Annotated in this window: 11 protein-coding genes; all 11 read right to left on the reverse strand. The window is 72.8% G+C overall.

What is annotated here, in order from left to right; genetic code table 11:
* On the reverse strand, positions 1–1,133 hold a 1,133-nt coding region (gene ftsZ / locus AW274_RS38205; protein ID WP_062444025.1), incomplete at its 3' end, for a cell division protein FtsZ.
* Positions 1,134–1,321: 188 nt separating this feature from the next.
* On the reverse strand, positions 1,322–2,056 hold the full coding sequence (locus AW274_RS38210; protein WP_062444028.1) for a cell division protein FtsQ/DivIB: 735 nt from the start codon (positions 2,054–2,056) through the stop codon (positions 1,322–1,324).
* Positions 2,053–3,450: a UDP-N-acetylmuramate--L-alanine ligase gene (gene murC, locus AW274_RS38215; protein ID WP_062444031.1), complete on the reverse strand. Its 1,398-nt coding sequence runs from the start codon at positions 3,448–3,450 to the stop codon at positions 2,053–2,055. Before murC ends, AW274_RS38210 begins: the two co-directional genes overlap by 4 nt.
* Positions 3,447–4,526: an undecaprenyldiphospho-muramoylpentapeptide beta-N-acetylglucosaminyltransferase gene (gene murG, locus AW274_RS38220; RefSeq protein WP_062444035.1), complete on the reverse strand. Its 1,080-nt coding sequence runs from the start codon at positions 4,524–4,526 to the stop codon at positions 3,447–3,449. Before murG ends, murC begins: the two co-directional genes overlap by 4 nt.
* A gap of 42 nt (positions 4,527–4,568) precedes the next feature.
* Positions 4,569–5,822, reverse strand: coding sequence for a putative lipid II flippase FtsW (gene ftsW, locus AW274_RS38225; RefSeq protein ID WP_062342736.1), 1,254 nt, complete (start codon positions 5,820–5,822; stop codon positions 4,569–4,571).
* Positions 5,819–7,180: a UDP-N-acetylmuramoyl-L-alanine--D-glutamate ligase gene (gene murD, locus AW274_RS38230; RefSeq protein WP_062444037.1), complete on the reverse strand. Its 1,362-nt coding sequence runs from the start codon at positions 7,178–7,180 to the stop codon at positions 5,819–5,821. The genes ftsW and murD overlap by 4 nt, the downstream gene beginning before the upstream one ends.
* The gene (gene mraY / locus AW274_RS38235; RefSeq protein WP_062444039.1) at positions 7,162–8,238 is read right to left on the reverse strand and encodes a phospho-N-acetylmuramoyl-pentapeptide-transferase; all 1,077 of its coding nucleotides are present in this window, start codon (positions 8,236–8,238) and stop codon (positions 7,162–7,164) included. The genes murD and mraY overlap by 19 nt, the downstream gene beginning before the upstream one ends.
* Positions 8,235–9,602, reverse strand: a complete 1,368-nt coding sequence (locus tag AW274_RS38240; RefSeq protein ID WP_062444041.1) for a UDP-N-acetylmuramoyl-tripeptide--D-alanyl-D-alanine ligase — start codon at positions 9,600–9,602, stop codon at positions 8,235–8,237. The genes mraY and AW274_RS38240 overlap by 4 nt, the downstream gene beginning before the upstream one ends.
* The gene (locus AW274_RS38245) at positions 9,599–11,110 is read right to left on the reverse strand and encodes a UDP-N-acetylmuramoyl-L-alanyl-D-glutamate--2,6-diaminopimelate ligase (protein WP_062444190.1); all 1,512 of its coding nucleotides are present in this window, start codon (positions 11,108–11,110) and stop codon (positions 9,599–9,601) included. The genes AW274_RS38240 and AW274_RS38245 overlap by 4 nt, the downstream gene beginning before the upstream one ends.
* A 67-nt stretch (positions 11,111–11,177) precedes the next feature.
* Complete coding sequence (locus AW274_RS38250; protein ID WP_500786081.1) at positions 11,178–12,893, reverse strand: peptidoglycan D,D-transpeptidase FtsI family protein; 1,716 nt, start codon at positions 12,891–12,893, stop codon at positions 11,178–11,180.
* A gap of 1,070 nt (positions 12,894–13,963) precedes the next feature.
* The gene (gene ftsL, locus AW274_RS38255; RefSeq protein ID WP_062444044.1) at positions 13,964–14,482 is read right to left on the reverse strand and encodes a cell division protein FtsL; all 519 of its coding nucleotides are present in this window, start codon (positions 14,480–14,482) and stop codon (positions 13,964–13,966) included.
* Positions 14,483–14,487 lie beyond the last annotated feature (5 nt).

Here is a 14,487-nt window from a genome sequence, read left to right on the forward strand (position 1 = left end):
GCCGGGGCCTCGGCACGCGGCTCGGGCTTCGGCTTGGGCGGCGGCGCGACGAACGACGAGAGCGTCGGCCGCTCCCGCGCCGGCTGCGCGGCGGCCTGGGTCTGGGCCGGACGGCCGGTGGCGGCGGCCGGGGCGGCGGGCTGCGGGCGCGAGGTCTGCTGCGGCACCGGCTGGGCGCGCACCGGCTCGGGCTCGTCGAACCCGGCCGCGATGACCGTCACGCGCACCTCGTCGCCGAGGGCGTCGTCGATGACCGTGCCGAAGATGATGTTGGCGTCGGGCGCGGCGGCGTTGGACACCAGTTGCGCGGCCTCGTTGATCTCGAACAGGCCCAGGTCGGAGCCGCCCGCGATCGACAGCAGCACGCCGTGGGCGCCGTCGATGCTGGCCTCCAGCAGCGGGCTGGAGACGGCCATCTCGGCGGCGGCGACCGAACGGTCGTCGCCGCGCGCGTGGCCGATGCCCATGAGGGCCGAGCCCGCCCCCGACATGACCGACTTCACGTCGGCGAAGTCGAGGTTGATCAGACCCGGCGTGGTGATCAGGTCGGTGATGCCCTGGACGCCCGAGAGCAGCACCTGGTCGGCCGCCTTGAAGGCGTCGAGCACGCTGACCTGCCGGTCGCTGATCGACAGCAGCCGGTCGTTCGGGATGACGATGAGGGTGTCGACCTCGGCGCGGAGATTCTCTATTCCGGCCTCCGCCTGCATCGCCCGCCGCTTGCCCTCGAAGGAGAAGGGGCGAGTGACCACGCCGATCGTCAGCGCGCCGAGCGAGCGCGCGATGTTGGCCACGACGGGCGCGCCGCCGGTGCCGGTGCCGCCGCCTTCGCCCGCGGTCACGAACACCATGTCGGCGCCCTTGATGACCTCTTCGATCTCCTCGCGGTGGTCTTCGGCCGCCTTGCGGCCCACCTCGGGGTTGGCGCCGGCGCCGAGGCCGCGGGTGAGCTCCCGGCCGACGTCGAGCTTGACGTCGGCGTCACTCATCAGCAGCGCCTGGGCGTCGGTGTTGATGGCGATGAACTCGACGCCCTTGAGTCCCTCCTCGATCATCCGGTTGACGGCGTTGACTCCGCCGCCGCCGATTCCAACGACTTTGATGACCGCGAGGTAGTTCTGCGGTGCTGCCACGACGAGGGGCCTTTCCGCTCGCTTACATATGTCCGTCACGGGCGGGTGCCCGCACTAGCCAACTCTCACCCTCAAGTTGAGATTTAGAGTTATGTCAACCTGAGGATTGATACGGACAGTAGGGTTGCGCCCCGCCAGGGTCAACTCACCGCGCCGCAACCGGCCCGGCGTGTCGTGAACGCGTCTCCTCAGCGTACGGTGACGACTTCCGGAGAGCTCACGTCGAAGGTCTCGGCCCGCTGGTTCAGCAGCCCGAGAAGGATACGGGTCTTGTCGGCCGCGCGCTCGGGCCCGCCGAAGACGACGGTGCGGCCGTCGGAGAGCAGCAGGGTCACCGAGTCGGCCGTCTTGGCCTGCACCTCGTGGACCTTGCGCAGCAGATGGTCGGGCAGCACGCCCAGCACGGTCAGCGCGGCGCGCACCGACGGATCCTGCGGGTCGAGGTGCGGCAGCCGGACCACCGGCAGCTTGGGCGGGGCGACCGCGACGATGTCGAGCACCACGCCGAACCGGTCGACCACGGCCGACTTGCCGTTCATCGGCACCGAGGCCAGCGCGGTGCGCTCGCGGATCTTGATGATGACGGTGCCCGGCCAGACCCGCTCGACCTTGGCCGACTCGACCTCGGTCACCGCAGCCACCCGCTGGCGGACCGCCTCGGTGTCGACCATGGCCATCGGCGTGTCGAGGGGCAGCGCGGCGGCCTGCTCGATCTGCTCGGTCGCCAGCCCCAGCACGCCCTCCACCTTGATCTCCTTGACGCCCAGCACGGGCGACAGGAACACCAGCCAGCCCGAGACCGCCAGCGTGCCGCCGGTGATCAGGGCGGCGGTGGCGAACCGCCAGATGCCCGGCCGCCTGCGGGCCGCCCGCTCGGCGGCGGGCGGCCTCTCGGTGACGACCGGGGCTTCGGAAGGGGTCACCGGGACCGCAGCTCCGCGACGATGCGGGGGCCGAGCTCGGTGACGTCGCCGGCGCCCATCGTGAGCACGATGTCGCCGGGACGGGCCCGCTCGGCGACCAGCGCCGGGACCGCCGCCCGGTCGGGCGCGTAGGCCACGTTGCCGGCCGGGAGCGTGACCTTGCCGGCCACCAGCGCGCCGGAGACCCCGGGCTCGGGGTCCTCGCGGGCGCCGTACACATCGAGGACGATCGCCTCGTCGGCCAGGCCGAGCGCGGCGCCGAACTCGTCGGCGAAGAAGCGGGTGCGGCTGTAGAGGTGGGGCTGGAAGACCGCGATGACCCGGCCCGCCCCGGCCACCACGTCGCGGGCGGCGCGCAAATCGGCGGCCAACTCGGTCGGGTGGTGGGCGTAGCTGTCGAAGACGGTGACGCCGTCGGCCTCGCCCTTGGACTCGAACCGCCGCTTGGCCCCGGTGAAGGCGGCCAGGCCGTCTCTGACCTCGTCGAACGGCAGGCCCAGGTCGAGGGCGACGGCGATGACGGCGGTGGCGTTGAGGGCGTTGTGACGGCCGGGCACCGACAGGCGGACCGCGCCGTGGCCCTTCAGGGTGAACTCGACGCCGAGGCCGCGCGGCACCACGTCGCAGATGCGCAGGTCGGCCTCCTCGCCCTCACCATAGGTGACGACCTTCAGGCCCTGGGCGCGGGCGATCGGGGCCAGCGCGGCCGCGCCCGGGTCGTCGGAGCAGAGCACGATCGTCTCGCCGATCCGCTCGACGAAGCGGGCGAAGCTGTCGTAGACGGCCTGCGGCTCGCCGTAGTTGTCGAGGTGGTCGGGCTCGACGTTGGTGACCACCGCGATGCGCGGGGCGAGCATCAGGAACGAGCCGTCGCTCTCGTCGGCCTCGGCGACGAACGCCTGTCCGGTGCCCTCGTCGGCGCCCAGGCCGGTGGTGACGAGCTGCCCCCCGACGCAGTAGGACGGGTCGGCCCCGCACTTCTGCAGCGCCACGGTGAGCATCGAGGTCGTGGTCGTCTTGCCGTGGGTGCCGGCGACGGCGACCCCGGTCTTGCCGGTCATGACGGCCGCGAGCGCGGCGGCGCGCGGGATGATGCGCACGTTCTGCCGCAGCGCCTCCCCCAGTTCGGGGTTGGAGTCGCGGATCGCGGTGGAGACCACGACGGTGTTGACGTCGCGGATGTGCGAGGCGGCGTGGCCGACGTGGACGGTCGCGCCCAGCTCGCGCAGCTCGGTCAGCAGGTCGGAGCTGCGGGCGTCGCTGCCCGACACGGCCACCCCGCGCTTGAGCAGGATGCGGGCGATGCCGGACATGCCGGCCCCGCCGATCCCGATGAAGTGGACCCGCCCGAGTTCCTCGGCGGGGATGGGCTCAACCAGTTTGACCAGACTCATCGGGCTGCGATCTCCAGAACCTTGCGGGCGAGCGTCACGTCGGCGTCCTTGCGTCCCATCCGGGCGGCGGCCTCCGACATGGCGGCGATCCGGTTGGGGTCGTGCAGCAGGGGCGCGAGGGTGCGCATGATCCAGTCGGGGGAGAGTTCGGCGTCGTCGACCATCAGGCCGCCGCCCGCCCGCACGATCGGCTCGGCGTTGAGGCGCTGCTCGCCGTTGCCGTGGGGCAGCGGCACGTAGGCGGCCGGCAGGCCGACGGCGGTCAGCTCGGCGGTGGTCATCGCGCCGCTGCGGCACAGCACCAGGTCGGCGGCGGCGTACGCCAGGTCCATGCGGTCGACGTAGGGCAGGATGACGTACTGGGGGTCGCCCGGCGGGGGCTCGACCTCGACGGTGTTCTTCGGGCCGATCACGTGGATGACCTGGATGCCGGCGCGGCGCAGGTAGGGCTCGGCGTTGAGGGCCGAGTTGTTGATCGAGCGGGCCCCCTGGGAGCCGCCGAAGACCAGCAGCGTCGGGCGGTCGCTCTCGAGACCGAAGTAGGACCGCGCCTTGTCGCCGAGCGAGAACCGGTCGAGCGTCGAGACGTCCTTGCGCAGCGGGATGCCGACGTACTGCGCGTTGGGCAGCGGCGTGTCGGGGTGGCCGGTGAAGACGTGGTCGGTCAGCCGGGCGCCCAGCCGGTTGGCCAGGCCCGGACGCGGGTTGGCCTCGTGGACGACGATCGGCACGCCCTTGCGGCGCGCCCCGAGGTAGCCGGGGGTGGCGACGTAGCCGCCGAAGCCGACCAGGATGTCGGCCCCCACCCGCTCCAGGATGTTGCCCGCGGCGCTGATCGCCCCGGCGAGCCGCCCCGGCACGGTGAGGAGCTGAGGCGTCAGCGCGCGGGGCAGCGGAACCGCGGGCACGAGTGCGAGCTCGTAACCCCGGGCCGGGACCAGCCGCGTCTCCAGGCCGCGTTCGGTGCCGAGGCAGGTGATGCCGATCGACGGGTCGAACTGACGAAGCGCGTCGGCCAGCGCCAGCGCCGGCTCGATGTGGCCGGCCGTCCCGCCGCCGGCGAGGACAACCCTCATGTCTCTCCCTAGTCGTGCTATGGACCGAACTGCCCAGGGCGGTCAGGTCTTGAGGCCAAGCCAGCTTAGAGCCCGTGCGGCCGGGCCGGGGCCCCGTGCGGCCAAGGCCTCGGCGGCCCCCGGCTCGCGTTTGGCGAACGACAACAACATGCCAAGCGCGGCGAGCGTCGGCAACAGCGCCGATCCGCCGTAGGAGACCAGGGGCAGCGGGATGCCGGTGATCGGCAGCGCGCCGATGACCGCGCCGATGTTCACGATCGCCTGCCCGCCGATCCAGGCCGTGCAGGCGGCGGCGGTCAGCCGGATGAACGGGTCCTTGGTCCGCGAGGCGATGCGCAGCCCGGCGTAGCAGAGCAGGCCGAACAGGCAGAGCACGGTGAGGGTGCCCATCAGGCCGAGCTCCTCGCCGAGGATGGCGAAGATGAAGTCGCTCTCGCCGTGGGGCAGCCAGTCCCACTTCTGCCGCGACGACCCGAGGCCGAGCCCGAACCAGCCGCCCGACCCCATCGCGATCTGCCCCTGGGCGGCCTGGTAGCCCGACCCCTGCGCGTTGCCCCAGGGGTTCAGCCAGCCCTCGATCCGGTCAGACCGATAACCCTCGGAAATGATCATGAAGACGGTGGCCATGGCCAGCAGCGACAGGATGCCGGCGAACAGCCGTACGGGCGCGCCGACGACCCACAGCAGCGCCAGGAAGATGATCATCAGCACGATCGTGGTGCCGAGGTCGCGGCCGAGCATGACCAGCACGGCCAGGATGGCGACGCCGGGCATCAGCGGGACCAGCAGGTGCCGCCACTCGATCATGCCGTTGCGGGCCCGGCGGGCGAGCAGGTCGGCGCCCCAGATCACCATGGCGAGCTTGGCCGGCTCGGACGGCTGGATGGTCAGGCTGCCGATGTAGATCCAGCGCTGCGCGCCCAGCTCGGAGGAGCCGATGAAGATGGTCATGACCAGGCCGATGATGGACAACGCCATCAGCGGATATCCGGCCAGCCGGAAATAGCGCTGGGGGAGCTTCGAGCAGACGTACATCAAGGGAAGGCCGAGACCCACCGACAGCGACTGCTTCAGGAACCAGTAGAACGGGTCGCCCATCATCTGCAGCGCCTCGATCGACGAGGCCGACAGCACCATCATGAGGCCGAGGGCCAGCAGCAGGGCGCTGCACCCGAGGATCAGGTAGTAGGAGGTCAGCGGGCGGCTCAGCAGCTCGCGCAGGGCGCCGAGCTGGGTCGCCGCCCACGACGGACGCGACCGGGTCTGGGTCTCCTCCGCCTCCTGGGTGGCGGTCACCGCGGTTCCAGGGTGCGAACGGCGCGCGCGAAGGCGTCTCCCCGCGCGCCGTAGTTGGCGAACATGTCCAATGACGCCCCGGCGGGGGCCAGCAGCACGGTGTCACCCGGGGAGGCGAGCCGGGCGGCTTCGGTGACGACACGGTCCATGACCCCAGTGTCTTCCCCGGCGACCTCCACGACGGGAACATCCGGCGCGTGTCGCGCGAGCGCCTCGGCGATCCTGGCCCTGTCGGCGCCCAGCAGCACCGCGCCGCGCAGCCGCTTCGCGGCCCGCGCGACCAGCTCGTCGACGTCGGCGCCCTTCAGCTGCCCGCCCGCGATCCAGACGATCGAGCCGTACGCCGCCAGCGACGCCCCCGCCGCGTGGGGGTTGGTGGCCTTGGAGTCGTCGACGTAGTCGACCCCGGCGACGGTCGCCACGTGGGCGATCCGGTGGGGGTCGGGGGTGAACGCCGTCAGCCCCGCGCGCACCGCCTCGGCGGGCACCCCGTGGGCGCGGGCGAGCGCGGCGGCGGCCAGCGCGTTGGCGACGTTGTGCGGCGCGAACGGCCTGACGTCGGCCAGCGTGGCCAGCTCGACCGCCGAGGTGCGCGGGTCGTCGCAGAACGCCCGGTCGACCAGCAGGTCCTCCACCACGCCCAGCTCCCCCGGCCGGGGCACCTGGAGGGTGAAGCCGACCGAGTCGTAGGGCTCGGCGAGCCGGGCCGACCAGGGGTCGTCGGCGTTGTGCACGACCACGCCGGCGCCCGCGAAGATGCGGGCCTTGGCGGCGGCGTACTCCTCGAAGGAGCCGTGCCAGTCGATGTGGTCGGGCGCGACGTTGAGGATCGCGGCGGCCTTCGGCGCGACGCTGGAGGACCAGTGGAGCTGGAAGCTCGACAACTCCACGGCCAGCACGGTGCTGTCGCCGGGGTCGAGCACCGCGTCGACGATCGGGGTGCCGACGTTGCCGACCGCGAGCGGCCGCTCCCCCGCCGCCTCCAGGATGGACGTCAGCATGCGCACGGCCGTCGTCTTGCCGTTGGTGCCGGTGAGCGCCAGCCACGGCGCGGCGCCCTCGTGGCGCAGCCGCCAGGCCAGCTCGACCTCGCCGATGACCTCGATCCCGGCCGCCGCCGCCTCCAGCAGCAGCGGGTGGTCGGGCCGCCAGCCCGGCGAGGTGACGACCAGCTCCACCTTGTCGGGCAGCCGGTCGGCCTTCTCGACCCCGAGGTCGGCGAGCTCCGGCGGGAGCGGCCGGTCGGACTGCTCGACCACGACGACCCGCTCGCCGCCCAGGGCCAGGCCGCGCGCGGCGGCGGTGCCCGAGACGCCGAGCCCGGCGACGACGACACGGCTCACGTCTTGGGCATCCATTCCACGTAGAAGAGACCGAGCCCGGCGGCCGCGCACAACATCGCGATCAGCCAGAACCGGACCACGATCGTGGTCTCGGCCCAGCCCTTGAGCTCGAAGTGGTGCTGGAGGGGGGCCATCCGGAAGATGCGTTTCCTGGTCATCTTGAAGAACCCGACCTGGATGATCACCGAGGAGGTGATGACGACCGTCAGGCCCGCCAGGAGCAGCAGGAGCAGCTGGGTGCGGGTGGTGATGGCCAGACCGGCGATCACGCCGCCGAGGGCCAGCGACCCGGTGTCGCCCATGAAGATCTTGGCCGGGGGGGCGTTCCACCACAGGAACCCGATCAGCGCGCCGAGCACGGCGGCGGCCACGACGGCCAGGTCGAGCGGGTCGCGCACGATGTAGCAGTTGGGCCCGAGGATCGCGGTCGTGCAGCTGTTGCGCAGCTGCCAGTTGCCGATGAGCACGTACGACGCCAGCACCACGCCGGTCGCGCCGGAGGCGAGGCCGTCGAGGCCGTCGGTCAGGTTCACCGCGTTGGAGAACCCGACGATCATGATGAGGACCCAGATGATGAAGCCGATGAGGCCGATCGAGGGGCCGAAGTCGCGGAGGAAGGACAACCGGGTCTCGGCGGGGGTGACCGCGTAGGCGTTGGGGAAACGCACCACGAGGATCGCGAAGACGACGCCGACGAGGAGCTGGCCGAGGGCCTTGGCGCCCGACCGCAGGCCCAGGCTGCGCTGCTTGTAGATCTTGATGAAGTCGTCGAGGAAGCCGACCACGCCCAGGCCCGTCATGAGGAAGAGGACGAGCAGCGCGGAGGCGGTGGGGGGTGAGGGGTTGGCCGACAACATGGTGGCCAGGTGGGCGACGGCGTAGCCGAGGAGGGCGGCGATCACGATCACCGTGCCGCCCATGGTGGGCGTGCCCTTCTTGTCGTAGTGGCCCTGGGGGCCCTCCTCGCGGATGTTCTGGCCGTAGCCGCGCCGTCCGAACAGCCGGATCGCGAGGGGGGTGCCGAACATCGAGACGACGAGCGCGACCGCCGCGGCGACGATGATGTCTCTCACCGGGCGTCACCCCCCAACAGGGCTTCGGCGACCTTCTCCAGCCCGGCGGCCCGGGGTCCCTTGATCAGCACGACGTCACCCGGCGCCAGGCGGCCGGTGAGCTCGGCCACGGCGGCCTCGACGTCGGGCGCGTGGATCGCGTCGGGGGCCCCGGCGATGATCTGCCCGGCGTCCTCGCCCACGACCACCAGTGCCGCCAGACCGGCTCCCGCGGCCAGGCGGCCGACCCCCGCGTTGAGCTCGGAGGCGTCGTCACCGAGTTCGCGCAGGGAGGCCACGACCGCGTACTTGCGGCGGTGGCCGGCCAGGGCGTGCAGCGCGGCGAAGGCGGCGCGCATCGAGTCGGGGTTGGCGTTGTAGGCGTCGTTGATCACGGTCACGCCGTCGGGGCGGTCGGTGACCTCCATCCGCCAGCGGCTGCGCGGCTCGGCCAGCGACAGCTCCTCGGCGATGGCGGCCGGCGACAGCCCCAGCTCGTGGGCGGCGGCCGCGGCGGCCAGGGCGTTCTCGACCGCGTGGGCGCCGTGGAGGCGCAGCGCCACGTCGGCCTCGCCCGCGGGGGTGTGCAGGGTGAAGCGGGCGCGGCCGCGGTCGTCGAGGCTCTCGTGGGAGGCGCGGACGTGGGCGCTGCGCGAGCGGCCGAAGTAGAGGACCCGCGCCCGGGTGCGCTTGCTCATCGCGGCGACCAGCGGGTCGTCGAGGTTGAGCACCGCGACGCCCGAGGAGGGCAGCGCCTCGGGCAGCTCGCCCTTCGCCTGCGCGATGGCCTCCTTGCCGCCGAACACGCCGAGGTGGGCCGTGCCGACGTTGAGGACGACCCCGATGGACGGCGGGGCGATTCCCGCCAGATAAGCGATATGTCCGGCGTTACGCGCCGAAAGCTCCAGCACCAGGAACCGCGTGTCCTCATCGGCCTTGAGCACCGTGAGGGGGTGCCCGATCTCGTTGTTGTACGACCCCACCGGCGCCACCGTTGGACCGATCCTGGCCGCCAGCCGCGCCATCAGGTCTTTGGTCGACGTCTTGCCGGCCGACCCGGTCACGCCGACCACGGTCGCCTTCGGCAGGTCCGTGACGACGGCGTTGGCCAGCTTCGCCAGCGCCGCCACGACGTCGTCGACCACGACGGCCGGCCCGTCGACCGGCCGCGAGGCCAGCACGGCGGCCGCGCCCGAGGCGAGGGCCTGGGCGGCGAAGTCGTGGCCGTCGGCCCGCTCGCCCCTGATCGCGACGAACAGCGACCCCGGCTCGGCGGCCCGCGAGTCGATCACCACCGGGCCTCTCACGACGGCGCCCGGGTCGGCCTGGCCCGTGAGGGCGCCCGATGTGATCTCTGCGACCCGGCCCAGCGGCAACGGGATCATGCGTTCCTCCTGCTGATGGCGGCGGCGACCACGTCACGGTCATCGAAGGGGACGACTTCGCCCGCGAAGTACTGCCCCTGCTCGTGGCCCTTCCCGGCCACGACGACCACGTCGCCCCGGCCGGCCCTGGAGATCGCCAGGTCGATCGCGGCGGCGCGGTCGGGCTCGACGATCACACGGGCGCGGTCTTCGCGCGGCACGGCCAGCGCGCCGTCGAGCATCGCGGCGATGATCGCGAGCGGGTCTTCGCTGCGGGGGTTGTCACTGGTGAACACGGCCACGTCGGCCAGCCGCGCGGCGGCCTCGCCCATGAGGGCGCGCTTGCCGCTGTCGCGGTCGCCGCCGCAGCCCAGGACGATCGTCAGAGTACCGTCGGTGACCTCGCGCAGCGCACGCAGCACCGACTCGACCGCGCCCGGTTTGTGGGCGTAGTCGACGATCGCCTGGAACCCGTCTCCGCCCGGCACCCGCTCCATCCGGCCCGGGACGCCACGGAACCCGCTCACCCCGTGGACGGCGGTCTGCAGCGGCACCCCCGACTCCACGAGCGCCACGAGCGCGCCCAGGGTGTTGGCGACGTTGAAAGGACCCGGCAGCCCGACGGTCACGTCGGCCTCGACCCCGCCCGGCCCGACGACCCGGAACGAGCTCCCGTCGGCCCCGAGCCGGACGTCGGCCGCACGCCACTCGGCGTCGGCCGCGCCCTCGGCCGAGAACGTGGTGATCGGGATCTTCACGAACCCGGCCAGCTCGCGCCCGTGGGGGTCGTCGACGTTGATGACGCCCAGCCGCGAGAACTCCGGTGTGAACAGCCGGGCCTTGGCGGCGAAGTAGTCGTCGAAGTCCTTGTGGAAGTCGAGGTGGTCCTGCGACAGGTTGGTGAAGATCGCGACGTCGTAGAACAGGCCCTCGACCCGGCCCAGCGCCAGCGCGTGGCTGGAGACCTCCATCGTCGCGGCGGTCACCTTCTGCTCGCGCATCAGCGCGAACAGGCCCTGCAGGTCGCTGGCCTCGGGGGTGGTCAGCTCGGGCTTGACGACGACGTCGCCCGCGTGGATCTCGACCCCGCCGACCAGGCCGGTGCGGTGCCCGGCCGCACGCAGCCCCGCTTCGAGCAGGAACGTCGAGGTCGACTTGCCGCTGGTGCCGGTGACCCCGATGACCGGGATGCCGGTCGCCGGCTGGCCGTAGACCCAGGCGGCCACCTGGCCGAGCACCGCGCGCGGGTCGGGCAGCACGAACACCGGCAGGCCGGTCTCGGCGGCCATCTCGGCGCCCTCGTGGTCGGTCAGGATGGCGCTCGCGCCCGCGCCCATGGCGGCCGAGCTGAAGGTGGCGCCGTGAGCGGTCTTGCCCTGAATGGCGACGTAGAGGTCGCCCCGGCGGACCCGGCGGGAGTCGATCGTGACCCCGGTGACCACGCCGCGCCCCGCACCGGCGACCGACTGCACGCCGAGCAGGGCCGTGAGCCCCGAGAGCGGGCGCGGCGGACTGGACGACGGGCGCATCTGCTGGTCCGGTGAAGGTCGGGCGGTGCGGTCGGGCTCGTTCACGGCGAGAGCGTATCGTTCCCGGTCACCGGAGAAGGCTTGTCGACCCGGTCGGCGGGATTTTCTTGGTCTTCAACGCAAAAGTCATGACTTCCTGGAAAACGGGCGCGGCGATCGTACCGCCGTAATGGTCTTTTTTCGGGTCCTGAATGACGGCCAGGGCCACCAGGCGGGGCGCTTCGGCGGGGGTGAAGCCGACGAAGGTCGCCGTATAACCGCAGTATCCGCCACATTTCTGGTCATAACGCATGGCGGTTCCGGTTTTGCCCGCAACCCGGTAGCCGTCGATGGCGGCCGCGCCGCCGGTTCCGTCGGCTCCGGCGACCGCCTTCTCGAGCATGCTCGCGAGCTGGCGGGCGGTCAGCTCGCTGATCACCCGGGTCTGCTTCGGGGTGGCGGCCGGGACCAGGTGGCCCTTCTCGTCGGTGCTGCCGGCGACGATCGTGGGGGTCAGCCGCACGCCGCCGTTGGCGATGGTCTGGTAGACGCTGGCCATCTGGAGGGCGGTGACGCTGATGCCCTGGCCGTACATGATCGTGCAGCGCTGGGAGCCGCTCCAGTCCTGCCAGTCGGGCAGCAGGCCGGCCTCCTCGCTCGGGATGCCGCCGCCACTCTTCGCGCCGAAGCCGAAGGCGGTGAACATGTTGTGCAGCCGCTGGTCGGTGATCTTGGTGCCCGCCATGATCGTACCGACGTTGCTCGACTCCTCCAGGATCTGGGCGAAGGTCATCTGCTCCGTCGGGTGCGGGTGGGCGTCGCGCAGCACCTTGTCGGCGCACTGGATGTTGTCGGGCACCGTGAACAGCGTCGACGGCGCGACCACGCCCGCCTCCAGCGCGGCGGCGGCCGTGATGACCTTGTTGGTGGAGCCCGGCTCGAACACCTCGGCGGCGGCCTTGTTGCCGCGGTCTTCGGCGCTGGTCGCCTGCCAGTCGCGCAGGTCGACCTCGGGCGCGTTGGCCATGGCGAGGATCTGCCCGGTCTTGATGTCCATGACGATGACGCTGCCGCTGCGCGCCCCGACCGCCTTGACCTGCTTGGCGATCGCCTCGTAGGCGGCCCACTGGATGTACCGGTCGATCGTCAGCCGCAGGTCGCGCCCCGGCACCGGAGCCTGGCGGGTGCTGCGCGTCATCGGGATGCGCTCGCCACCACGGCCGATCTCGATGCTCTGCTGGCCGTCCTGCCCCGCGAGCGTCTTGTTGTACGCCTGCTCCAGCCCTTCGAGCCCGAACCCGTCGTCGCCGACGAACCCGACCAGCCCGCCGGCCAGCGTGCCGCCCGGGTAGAGCCGCCGGTACGTGGGCTTGGAGCCCACCCCGCGGAAGCCCATGCCCATGATCTTGCGGGCGACCAGCGGGTCGACGTCGCGGGCGACGACCATGTAGCGCTTGTCGACCTGGGCGAGCTTGGCGGCGATGCCGTCCTTGGGCTTGCCCAGCTCCGCCGAGAGCGTGGTGGCGATCAGCTCCCGCTGGGTCTCCTTGACCTCCTTGGGGTCGAGGTAGATCTCCCGCGCGTCGGCCGTGACGGCCAGCTCGTTGCCGTTGACGTCGGTGATCGACCCCCGCTTGGCCGGCAGGACCTCGGGCGTGACCCGCTGGTCGGCGGCCTTGGCCTGGAACGTCTTGGAGTTCAGCCCCTGCAGCTGCACCAGCCGCCCGGCGAACAGCGAAAGCACCACCGCCATGGCCATCAACGCGAGGTTGATGCGCCGCCGGGGATTCCCCAGCCGCAACACGGCGGGCCTGGGCGGCGGCCCCGGCCGCCGAGGCGGCCCCCCGGGCCCGGCGGGCCCCCGGCGCGGCGGCACGTCGCCGTCCCGCCCACGAACCACCCGCTCCCCCGGCCGCACGGGCCTGTCCCCGGGTCGCGGCGGCCTCCCGGCACCGTCCCGCCCCCGAGTGCCCTCACGAAGCGGCCCGTCAGAGGAGCGACCGCCGCCACGGGAAGGTCCATCGCCACGGGAAGGGCCGTCGCCACCGCGCCTGCCCGGGCGGGGACGCCCGTCCGCCGGGCGCGCGTCACTGCGGGACCGGCCCTCTCCGGAACGACCGCCATCGCGGAACCGGCCCTCGCCAAGAAGGCCGGAGTCTCCGCGCTCGCCGTCACCGGCCGACCCTCGGGCGCGAGAACGCGTGCTGCTCTCACCGGCCCAACCGCCGTCACGGGAACGCGGGCCATCCTCACCGGTGCGCTCGCCGTCACGCGAGCGCGCACCACCGTCGCCGACCGGCCCACGGGTGCGAGCGCGAGCCCCGTTGTCACCGGCTCGCCCGCCGTCACGGGAACCCGCGCCACCGTCACCGGGACGCAGGCGCACCCCATCACGGGAACGCGCACCACTCTCACCGGACCGGCCGCTCTCGCGGGAGCGCGCACCGTCCTCACCGGACCGCCCGTCGCGGGAGCGCGCGCCACCGTCACCAGACCGGCCGTCGCGAGAACGCGCACCGCTCTCACCAGAGCGCCCGTCGCGGGAGCGCGCGCCGCCGTCACCAGACCGGGCGTCGCGAGAACGCGCGCCGCCGTCGCCGGACCGGGCGTCGCGGAAGCGGGCGCCGCCCGCTGCCGGGCGGCCCTCCCTGGGCGTCTCCGGGTGGTCGTCGGCCGGGCGGCCCGTTCTGGGGGTGCCCGGTTCGGTGTCGGCCTCTCGGGGGCGGTTCGGGTCGTCGGGGCGTCTGGGGCGGCCCGGTCCGTCGGCGCGGCCCGGGTGGGAGCCCGAGCCGGAGGCGCGGCGGCCGTCGCGTGGGCCCCGGTCGCCGGGGCTGCCCGGCCGGCCCGGGGACGGTGGGCGGCCGCCGCCACTGCTCACTGCTCGCTGCTCCCCGTCTCCGAAGCCTCCGCCGCGCCGCCGGGCTCGGTCTGGCCCGACGTGGTGGGCTCGGCGCCCGGCGCCGACGGCGTGTGACCGCCGCCGACCCACTTCGGGGCCGACTCGTCGGGCGAGACGCCGTGCTGGACGGCGCCCTTGGCGACCGCGTCGGGCTGGCGGGCTTCGCGGATGCGGCCCTTCTCGGCGTCGGCCTGCTGGCGCAGCTGCTCGTTCACGCGGCGCAGCTCGTTGTGCTTGAACGAGTCCTGCGCCAGCACCGTGTTGAGCAGGAGCAGACTGACCAGACCGCCGCCGAGCAGGCCGACGACGAGCATGACGAAGGGCGCCCTCGGCGGGCGCCGCCGTTCGGACGGCGGTTGCGGCGCGCGCCGCGCGACCGGGACCTCGGCCCGCTCCACCGGGCGGGCGTGGGTGACGGGGCCGCGCGGACGACGGCGGACGTCGGGCTTGGCGCCGGGCTTGGCGCCGGTCTTCGGGTCTTTCAGTGGGCTCATCGTTG

Source organism: Herbidospora daliensis (assembly GCF_001570585.1).
Classification (GTDB): domain Bacteria; phylum Actinomycetota; class Actinomycetes; order Streptosporangiales; family Streptosporangiaceae; genus Herbidospora; species Herbidospora daliensis.